Source organism: Xanthomonas sp. SHU 166 (assembly GCF_000364685.1).
Lineage (GTDB): Bacteria > Pseudomonadota > Gammaproteobacteria > Xanthomonadales > Xanthomonadaceae > Xanthomonas_A > Xanthomonas_A sontii.
Genome location: NZ_AQOJ01000495.1, coordinates 1 through 8,027 on the forward strand (window position 1 = coordinate 1; position 8,027 = coordinate 8,027).

The 8,027-nt window shown below is 69.5% G+C and carries 7 protein-coding genes; 5 read left to right on the forward strand and 2 right to left on the reverse strand.

Annotation, left to right across the window (positions count from 1 at the left end; genetic code table 11):
* Positions 1-141 precede the first annotated feature (141 nt).
* Positions 142-717 carry an RNA polymerase sigma factor gene (locus tag D180_RS12850; RefSeq protein WP_017909518.1) on the reverse strand — a complete coding sequence of 192 codons (576 nt, stop codon included), beginning with the start codon at positions 715-717 and terminating at the stop codon, positions 142-144.
* A gap of 164 nt (positions 718-881) precedes the next feature.
* Between D180_RS12850 and D180_RS12855 the strand changes: the two genes are divergently transcribed.
* Positions 882-1,193, forward strand: coding sequence for an NAD(P) transhydrogenase subunit alpha (locus tag D180_RS12855; RefSeq protein WP_017909519.1), 312 nt, complete (start codon positions 882-884; stop codon positions 1,191-1,193).
* A 104-nt stretch (positions 1,194-1,297) separates the two neighbouring features.
* Positions 1,298-2,767 (forward strand): NAD(P)(+) transhydrogenase (Re/Si-specific) subunit beta, encoded by a 1,470-nt coding sequence (locus D180_RS12860; protein WP_043090940.1) that lies wholly within the window; start codon positions 1,298-1,300, stop codon positions 2,765-2,767.
* A 172-nt stretch (positions 2,768-2,939) separates the two neighbouring features.
* Here D180_RS12860 and D180_RS12865 read toward each other — a convergent pair whose 3' ends face one another.
* Entirely contained in the window at positions 2,940-3,359 is a 420-nt protein-coding gene (locus tag D180_RS12865) for a hypothetical protein (RefSeq protein WP_017913109.1), read from the reverse strand.
* A 105-nt stretch (positions 3,360-3,464) separates the two neighbouring features.
* Here D180_RS12865 and sufT point away from each other — a divergent pair, with 105 nt between their 5' ends.
* From sufT to D180_RS12880, 3 genes are all read left to right on the forward strand, one after another.
* Positions 3,465-4,016, forward strand: a complete 552-nt coding sequence (gene sufT, locus D180_RS12870) for a putative Fe-S cluster assembly protein SufT (RefSeq protein WP_017913110.1) — start codon at positions 3,465-3,467, stop codon at positions 4,014-4,016.
* Positions 4,017-4,126: 110 nt separating this feature from the next.
* Positions 4,127-5,227, forward strand: coding sequence for a branched-chain amino acid aminotransferase (locus D180_RS12875; protein ID WP_010341242.1), 1,101 nt, complete (start codon positions 4,127-4,129; stop codon positions 5,225-5,227).
* Between the two features lie 578 nt (positions 5,228-5,805).
* Entirely contained in the window at positions 5,806-7,581 is a 1,776-nt protein-coding gene (locus tag D180_RS12880) for a S8 family peptidase (protein ID WP_081616477.1), read from the forward strand.
* Positions 7,582-8,027: the final 446 nt, after the last annotated feature.

Below are 8,027 nucleotides of genomic sequence, written 5' to 3' on the forward strand. Positions count from 1 at the left end.
TTGGCGCCGCGTGCGCACGGCTGGCCTGCTGGCGTGCGGCGCGAAGCCGCGCCAGGGTCGGCGCGGGCAGTGCCTGCAAGCCGGCCTGGTGGACGGCGCGCATCTGCGTGTCGAAATCCGCCGGGCGGGTGCGATCGGATGTCATCGGACGTCCTCCAGATGTTTCTGCAGCGCCTCGCGGGCGCGCGACAGGTGGGTCTTTACCGAGCCTTCCGAGCAGCCCATCGCGCGTGCGGTGGTGGCCACGTCCAGCTCTTCCAGGACGCGCAGGGTGAAGGCCTCGCGCTGCCGCGCGGGCAGCGCGCGCAGCGCCGTCACCAGCCGCGCATGGGTCTGCCGACGCTCGTGCTGCTCGGACGGATTGGGGCCGTCGTCGGCCCAGTCCGGCGGGCTGTCCGCGTCACGCTCGCTGGTCGGCGCCCAGAAGCGCAGGCGGAAGGTGCGGCGGCGCTGCAGGTCGATGATGCGCCGGCGCAGGATGCTCCAGAACAGCGGCGTCCATTCCTGCGCCGGGCGCTCGCGATAGGCCAGCAGCTTGATCATCGCGTCCTGCACCGCGTCCAGCGCGTCCTCGCGCTGGCGCAGTCCGGCTTCGGCGAAGCGGAACGCGCGCGGCCCGATCTCGGCCAGGAACGCGTCCAGCGACGCCGGCAGCGGGCGCTGTTCGGTGTCGGCATCGGTCGATGGCGGTGCGAGGGCGGGCGTGCTCACCAGCACAGCTTAGCTTCCGGCAGGGGGATGCCGTGGTTAACGCGCGGTGGCGGGCGTGGTTGACCGGCCCGGCCTGGCGGCCTTCGCGCAACCGCATGCCGGCATCGCACAGCGGTTCAGCACGCGGTTATGATGCGGCGGACGGGCGCGGCGCCCGGGAGAATGGTGCGATGAGCGACGGGTTCGTGGCCTTGTACATCTTCATGCTGGCGGCCATCGCCGGGCATGTGATCATCTCGCGGGTGCCGGTGATCCTGCACACCCCGCTGATGTCCGGTTCCAACTTCATCCACGGCATCGTCCTGATCGGCGCGATGGTGGTGCTGGGGCATGCCGACACCACCCTGGAGAAAGCCATCGGCTTCGTCGCGGTGCTGCTCGGCGCCGGCAATGCCGCCGGCGGCTATGTGGTGACCGAGCGCATGCTGGACATGTTCAAGTCCAGCAAGCCGGATGCCTCCAAGACCAAGGCGAAGGATTGAATGCGCGGCATCGGCGCACCGCCGCGGCGTTGGCCGTGGCCGTCCTGCTGGCACTGCTCGGCCTCGCGTCGGGCGTCCTCTCGTACTTTCTGCCACTCGGGCAGATGTCCTTTTTCGGAGCACGCGTGCTGATGGAACTGTTGCCGATCCTGATCAAGAGCAGCTATCTGGTCGCCGCCACCCTGTTCCTGCTCGGCCTGCAGCGCATGGCCTCGCCCAGGACCGCGCGCAGCGGCATCCGCTGGGCCGGTTTCGGCATGCTGCTGGCGACTGCCGCCACCTTCCTGCTGCCGGGTCTGCACAACCTGCCGCTGATCGTGCTGGCGATCGTGCTCGGCACCGCCGCGGCGTGGATCTCCGCCAAGAAGGTGGCGATCACCGACATGCCGCAGATGGTCGCGCTGTACAACGGCATGGGCGGCGGCTCGGCGGCGGCGATCGGTGCGGTGGAGCTGCTGCGCTTCTCGTTCCTGATGCGCCGCGATACCACGCACTGGAGCGAGGCCGCGATCGCCGCGCTGGCCGCGCGCCAGCCGGATGCGACCACGCTGGCGCTGGCGGTGATCGGCTCGGCGATCGGTGCGGTGTCGCTGTCCGGCTCGATCATCGCCTGGGCCAAGCTCGACGGGCGGCTGGACAAGCGCGTCACCTTCCCCGCGCAGCAGGCGTTCAACCTGCTGGTGTGCGTGGCGATGCTGGGCGTGGGCGCCTGGGCCGCGATCAGCCTGAGTCCGCTGGCGATCGTGCTGTTCTTCGTGCTGGCGCTGGCCCTGGGCGTGCTGATGACGCTGCCGATCGGCGGCGCCGACATGCCGGTGGTGATCTCGCTGTACAACGCCTTCACCGGCCTGGCGGTGGCCTTCGAGGGCTACGTGCTCGGCAACGAGGCGCTGATCATCGCCGGCATGATGGTCGGCGCGGCCGGCATCCTGCTGACCCGGCTGATGGCCAAGGCGATGAACCGGCCGATCCGCGGCGTGCTGTTCTCCAACTTCGGCGGCGGCGGCCAGGCGCAGGCGATCGCCGGCAGCCAGAAGCCGATCGAGGCCGGCGACGTGGCGGCGATGATGGCCTACGCCGAGCGCGTGGTGATCGTGCCGGGCTACGGCATGGCGGTGGCGCAGGCGCAGCACAAGATCTGGGAACTGGCGCAGCGGCTGATCGAGCGCGGGGTCAAGGTCAAGTTCGCGATCCACCCGGTGGCCGGGCGCATGCCCGGGCACATGAACGTGCTGCTGGCCGAGGCCGGCGTGCCCTACGACCTGATCGCCGACATGGACGACATCAACCCCGAGTTCGCCAGCACCGACGTGTCGTTGGTGATCGGCGCCAACGACGTGATCAATCCGGTGGCCAAGACCGACCCGGCCAGCCCGATCTACGGCATGCCGATCCTGGACGTGGTCAATTCCAGGAACGTCATCGTCATCAAGCGCGGCAAGGGCACCGGCTTTGCCGGCATCGAGAACGCGCTGTTCTATGCCGACAACACCCGCATGCTGTACGGCGACGGCGCCGAGGCGGCCGGCGCCCTGGTCAGCGAACTGAAGGCGCTGGATGGCGGCGGGCATTGAGCCGTTGCGGGCGGAGTGGCGGGGCAGGGGGACCTAGCGAGCGCAGGGCGCAGGAGCGGCTTCGGCCGCGCCTACAAAAACGATGCGCCTCATGCCAAGGCGGATGATCGGGGGGTGATCAGGCCGCAACCACCATCGCCACCCAGCGGCGTCCGCCGCGCTCCGGCCGTGCTCAGCGCGCGCTGAAATACGCCGTGGCCACGCCGATGCCCAGCCACAGCAGATCGCCGGGGCTGTTGGCCAGCAGGGTCAGGGTCCAGGCGTAGTGGGCGCCCATCTTCAGCGACGAGTCCCACACGTTCAGGCCCAGCCCAGCGCCCATCTGCGCGGCGGCGATGCCCCAGTTGGCGGCGACGATCACCAGCACCGTGGCGCTCAACGCCACGGCGATGCGCAGCGGGCCGCGCGGCAGGTTGCCCAAACGCAGCATCCAGGCGATCTCCAGCGCCACCACCACGGCCATCCAGCCGGCCTGGCGACCCAGCGACAGCGCCACCAGCAACCAGGCGATCAGCGCGGTGAAACAGCCCATGGCGAGCAGCAGGGGCCACAGCCAGTGCGAGGGCCTGGCCGGCGTGGAGGAAGGCGGCATTCGATGTTCCCGGAGAAGGCGTACAGGATACTTCCGGCGCGCGCCCCGCGCACTCGGATAAACTGCACGACTTGCACCGGCGGGGCCTGTCCCCATATCGCCCCCATGTACTCACGCAGCAGCGAACCTGTCCAATTCGAACGCGATTGCGCCGCGGTGATGGTGCCGCAGGGCGACGCGGTGACCCTGCCCGCCGGCAGCTACGGCTATATCACCCAGGCCCTGGGCGGCAGCTACACGGTGTTCGTGGAGGGCAATCTGTTCCGCATCGCCGGCAAGGACGGCGACGCCATCGGCAAGGAGCCGCCGCCGGGGCTGGAGCTGCCCGAGGACGCCGGCGACGAGCAGGTCGAAGCCGTGATCTGGCAGCAGTTGCGCACCTGCTTCGACCCCGAGATCCCGTTCAACATCGTCGATCTGGGGCTGATCTACGACGTGACCATGCATGCGCGCGAGGATGGCCAGCGCACCGTCGAGGTCAAGATGACGCTGACCGCGCCCGGCTGCGGCATGGGCGAGATCCTGGTCGACGACGTGCGCAGCAAACTGGAAATGATCCCGACCATCGCCGAGGCCGACGTCGAGCTGGTGTTCGATCCGCCGTGGGGCCGGCATATGATGTCCGAGGCCGCGCGCCTGGAAACCGGCATGCTCTGACCCGCGCGCGACGCTTCGCGCGTCGTGGTGGGAGCCCGATCGGGCGCCGCCGCTGCCGTCGCCACGACGCTGCGGCCCTGGCCATCCCTCGACTACCACAGGAATTCCCGGTGTCCGCTACCGAGCCGTCCACGCAGTTCCGCCTGACCCCGTCCACCGCCGCGCGCAGCGCCGAGGCGCGCGCGCAGATCCTCGCCGCGCCGGGCTTCGGCAACTATTTCACCGACCACATGGTCGCCATCGAATGGAGCCGCGAGCAGGGCTGGCACGACGCCGAAGTACGCGCCTATGGCCCGCTGGCGCTGGACCCGGCCGCCTCGGTGCTGCACTACGGCCAGGAGATCTTCGAAGGCATCAAGGCCTACCGCCATGCCGACGGCTCGATCTGGACCTTCCGCCCGGAGGCCAACGGCAAGCGCCTGCAGCGCTCGGCGCAGCGCCTGGCGCTGCCGGAGCTGCCGGTGGAGCTGTTCGTGGAATCGCTGCGGCAGCTGATCGCGGTCGATGCGGCGTGGGTGCCGTCGGCGCCGGAGACCAGCCTGTATTTCCGTCCGTTCATGATCGCCAACGAGGCCTTCCTGGGCGTGCGCGCCGCGCAGAAGGCCGGCTACTACGTCATCGCCAGCCCGGCCGGCGCCTATTTCGCCAAGGGCGTGGCGCCGGTGGCGATCTGGCTGTCCACCGACTACGCGCGCGCCGCCAAGGGCGGCACCGGCGCGGCCAAGTGCGGCGGCAACTACGCCGCCTCGCTGCTGCCGCAGCAGCAGGCGCAGGCGCAGGGCTGCTCGCAGGTGCTGTTCCTCGATCCGGTCGAGGGCAAGTACATCGAGGAACTGGGCGGCATGAACGTGTTCCTGGTGATGCGCGACGGCAGCCTGGTCACCCCGGCGCTGTCGGGCAGCATCCTGGAAGGCATCACCCGCGACAGCATCCTGCAACTGGCCCGCGACCGCGGCATGCAGGTGGTGGAGCGGCAGGTGAGCATCGACGAGTGGCGCGACGGCGTGGCCTCGGGCGAGATCGCCGAGGTGTTCGCCTGCGGCACCGCCGCGGTGGTGACCCCGATCGGCCAGCTCAAGGGCAAGGACTTCGCGGTCGGCGACCTGACCGCGCCCGCCGGCCCGGTGACGCTGTCGCTGCGCCAGGAACTCACCGACATCCAGTACGGCCGCGTGGCCGACCGCCACGGCTGGCTGGTGCGGCTGGGCTGAGCCGAGCGCCCAACGCTGGGGCGGCTGTCGGCTGCCCTGGCGAATGGACCTCATGCCACTTGGCGCATGGTCCGACAGCGTCGACCATCGCCGGCGACGTCCGCGCTGGTGCGCCGGGGCGTGCGATGTGTCGCCGCCCCGCCTCCGCATCGCGCCTTCCCGGGAGTCCGCTCCCCGGACATTCCGTGTCCGTCCCGATATATGGCGCTGCCATGCAGGCGACCTCTGTCGTCTGTATCCACTGTCTCCTTTTCTTGTCCCGTGTGTCGCGCGGGAGCCAAAAATCTGCCCCTGATTTGCCGAGTCTGGCGTCTTTCAATGCTGCACTGCAGCAAAAATGAGGTGCAGTTCTCTTTATGACATCGACGTTCATTGCATTTCTTCGTTTTGTACAACGGATTTCCGTCACACCCTGCTCCATACGCGCTTGTACTGAGCTAGCGTCGATGAATGGTCGGCAACACGCCATCCGACCGGGCTCGCAACGCACGCCAGGTTCAGGTTTCGACCGGACCGGTGCGGCGCGGAACACCGCCATCAGGCGGCTACTCAACCGAAAGGAAGTCCGAATGTCCGAAATGTCGCATCGTGGGTCGCGCCAGCGTCCGTGGCTGGTCGTGCTGGGCGCGTCCGCTCTCACCTCCCTGCTGTTGGCCACCCCAGCCTTCGCCGGTGACGTGAACCTCTCCGGCCTGTCTTCCGAGCCGACCGTGCAGCGCTTCATCGTCAAGACCCGCGATGCCGCGCCGGTCAGCATCTCCAGCGCGTCCGCCGCCGCTGCGGCGCCCTCGGCGGCGCTGCGCGCGACGCTGCAGTCGGCCGCCGCCGCGCTGCCGGCCAAGAACGGCCGCGCGCTCGGCCTGACCAGCCTGCGCCGCCTGGCGGTGGGTCCGGAAGTGGTCAAGGCCAGCCGTCCGCTGGACCGCGCCGAGGCCGAGACGCTGATGCGGCAGATCGCCGCCGACCCGAACGTCGAATACGTCGAGGTCGACCAGCGCATGACCATCGCGCTGACCCCGAACGATCCGCGCCTGGGCGACCAGTGGGCCTTCGGCACCACCAACGCCGGCATCAACGTGCGCTCGGCCTGGGACAAGGCCAGCGGCGACGGCGTGGTCGTGGCGGTGATCGACACCGGCATCACCAGCCACCCGGACCTCAACGCCAACGTCCTGCAGGGCTACGACTTCATCAGCGATGCGGATTCGGCGCGCGACGGCAACGGCCGCGACAGCAACCCGGCCGACGAAGGCGACTGGGCCGCTGCCGGCGAGTGCTACTCCGGTTCGCCCGCCTCCAATTCCAGCTGGCACGGCACCCATGTGGCCGGCACCATCGCCGCGATCACCAACAACGGCACCGGCGTGGCCGGCACCGCGTTCAAGGCCAAGATCCTGCCGGTGCGCGTGCTCGGCAAGTGCGGCGGCTACACCTCCGACATCGCCGATGCGATCACCTGGGCCTCCGGCGGCACCGTCAGCGGCGTGCCGACCAACCAGAACCCGGCCGAAGTCATCAACATGTCGCTGGGCGGCAGCGGCACCTGCTCGAGCACCTACCAGAACGCCATCAACGGCGCGGTCAGCCGCGGCACCACGGTGGTGGTGGCGGCGGGTAACAGCTCGACCAACGTGTCCAGCTCGGTGCCGGCCAACTGCAACAACGTGATCGCGGTGGCGGCGACCACCTCGTCGCGGGCCAAGGCCAGCTACTCGAACTACGGCGCGGGCATCGACATCTCCGCGCCGGGCTCGAACATCCTGTCCACGCTCAACGACGGCACCACCACTCCGGGCAACCCGAGCTACGCCTCGTACAACGGCACCTCGATGGCGACCCCGCACGTGGCCGGCGTGGTCGCGCTGATGCAGTCGGTGGCGCCGACCGCGCTGACCCCGGCGCAGGTGGAAAGCACCATCAAGAACACCGCGGCCAGCTTCTCCTGCTCGCAGGGTTGCGGCGCCGGCCTGCTCGACGCCAACGCGGCGGTCACCGCAGCGTTGAACGGCGGCAGCAGCGGTGGTGGTGGTGGTGGCGGTGGCAGCAGCAACGAACTGCAGGATGGCGTGGCGGTCACCAACCTCAGCGCCAACAGCGGTTCCTCGCTGAACTACACGGTCAAGGTGCCGTCCGGCGCCAGCAGCCTGGTGGTCACCACCTCCGGCGGCAGCGGCGATGCCGACCTGTACGTGCGCTTCGGCAGCGCGCCGACCGACTCGGCCTACGACTGCCGTCCGTACAAGAACGGCAACAACGAGAGCTGCACCTTCAACTCCCCGCAGGCCGGCACCTACTACGTGCGGGTGAAGGCGTACAGCACGTTCTCCGGTGTCAGCCTGAAGGCCGACTACTGAGGCACTCCGTCGCGGCGGCCGCGCCATGGCCGCCGCGCACCTCCCGGTGCCGGATCGCAGCGGTCGGCCAGGACGCCGCCGCCGCCACTCTCGGTCGCCCCGCGCTTCGGCGCGGGGCTTTTTTGTTTGTGCCGCGTCCGCGTCCGGCCGCCCTGGTCCGGTCGTCTTGATGCATTCCACAGACGGGCTCGTCGCCGATCACAGGTCTGCACATTGCGCCGCTTGCGCCCTCTACCCGATCCGCGCCTTGCCGCTATCCGCGGTGCAGGACCGTTCTGCGGCTGTCGCGTACGCGGTGGCCGCGGCCTGCACCGCCACGTTCGAACCTGCGCGGTGGACGGCCGACTGCGCCACGTGTACAGCCCGGGGGGAGTCTCATGTTCAAGTACAGCGTGCTTCGGCGCCGCAGCGCCGCGTGCCTTTTGCTGCTGGCAGCCGCCGGCACC

Bases quoted from the DNA above. Each gene is read 5' to 3' on its own strand.
- D180_RS12855 (WP_017909519.1), top strand. From the start codon at position 882: ATGAGCGACGGGTTCGTGGCCTTGTACATCTTCATGCTGGCGGCCATC.
- D180_RS12860 (WP_043090940.1), top strand. From the start codon at position 1,298: ATGTCCTTTTTCGGAGCACGCGTGCTGATGGAACTGTTGCCGATCCTG.
- D180_RS12865 (WP_017913109.1), bottom strand. From the start codon at position 3,359: ATGCCGCCTTCCTCCACGCCGGCCAGGCCCTCGCACTGGCTGTGGCCC.
- sufT (WP_017913110.1), top strand. From the start codon at position 3,465: ATGTACTCACGCAGCAGCGAACCTGTCCAATTCGAACGCGATTGCGCC.
- D180_RS12880 (WP_081616477.1), top strand. From the start codon at position 5,806: ATGTCGCATCGTGGGTCGCGCCAGCGTCCGTGGCTGGTCGTGCTGGGC.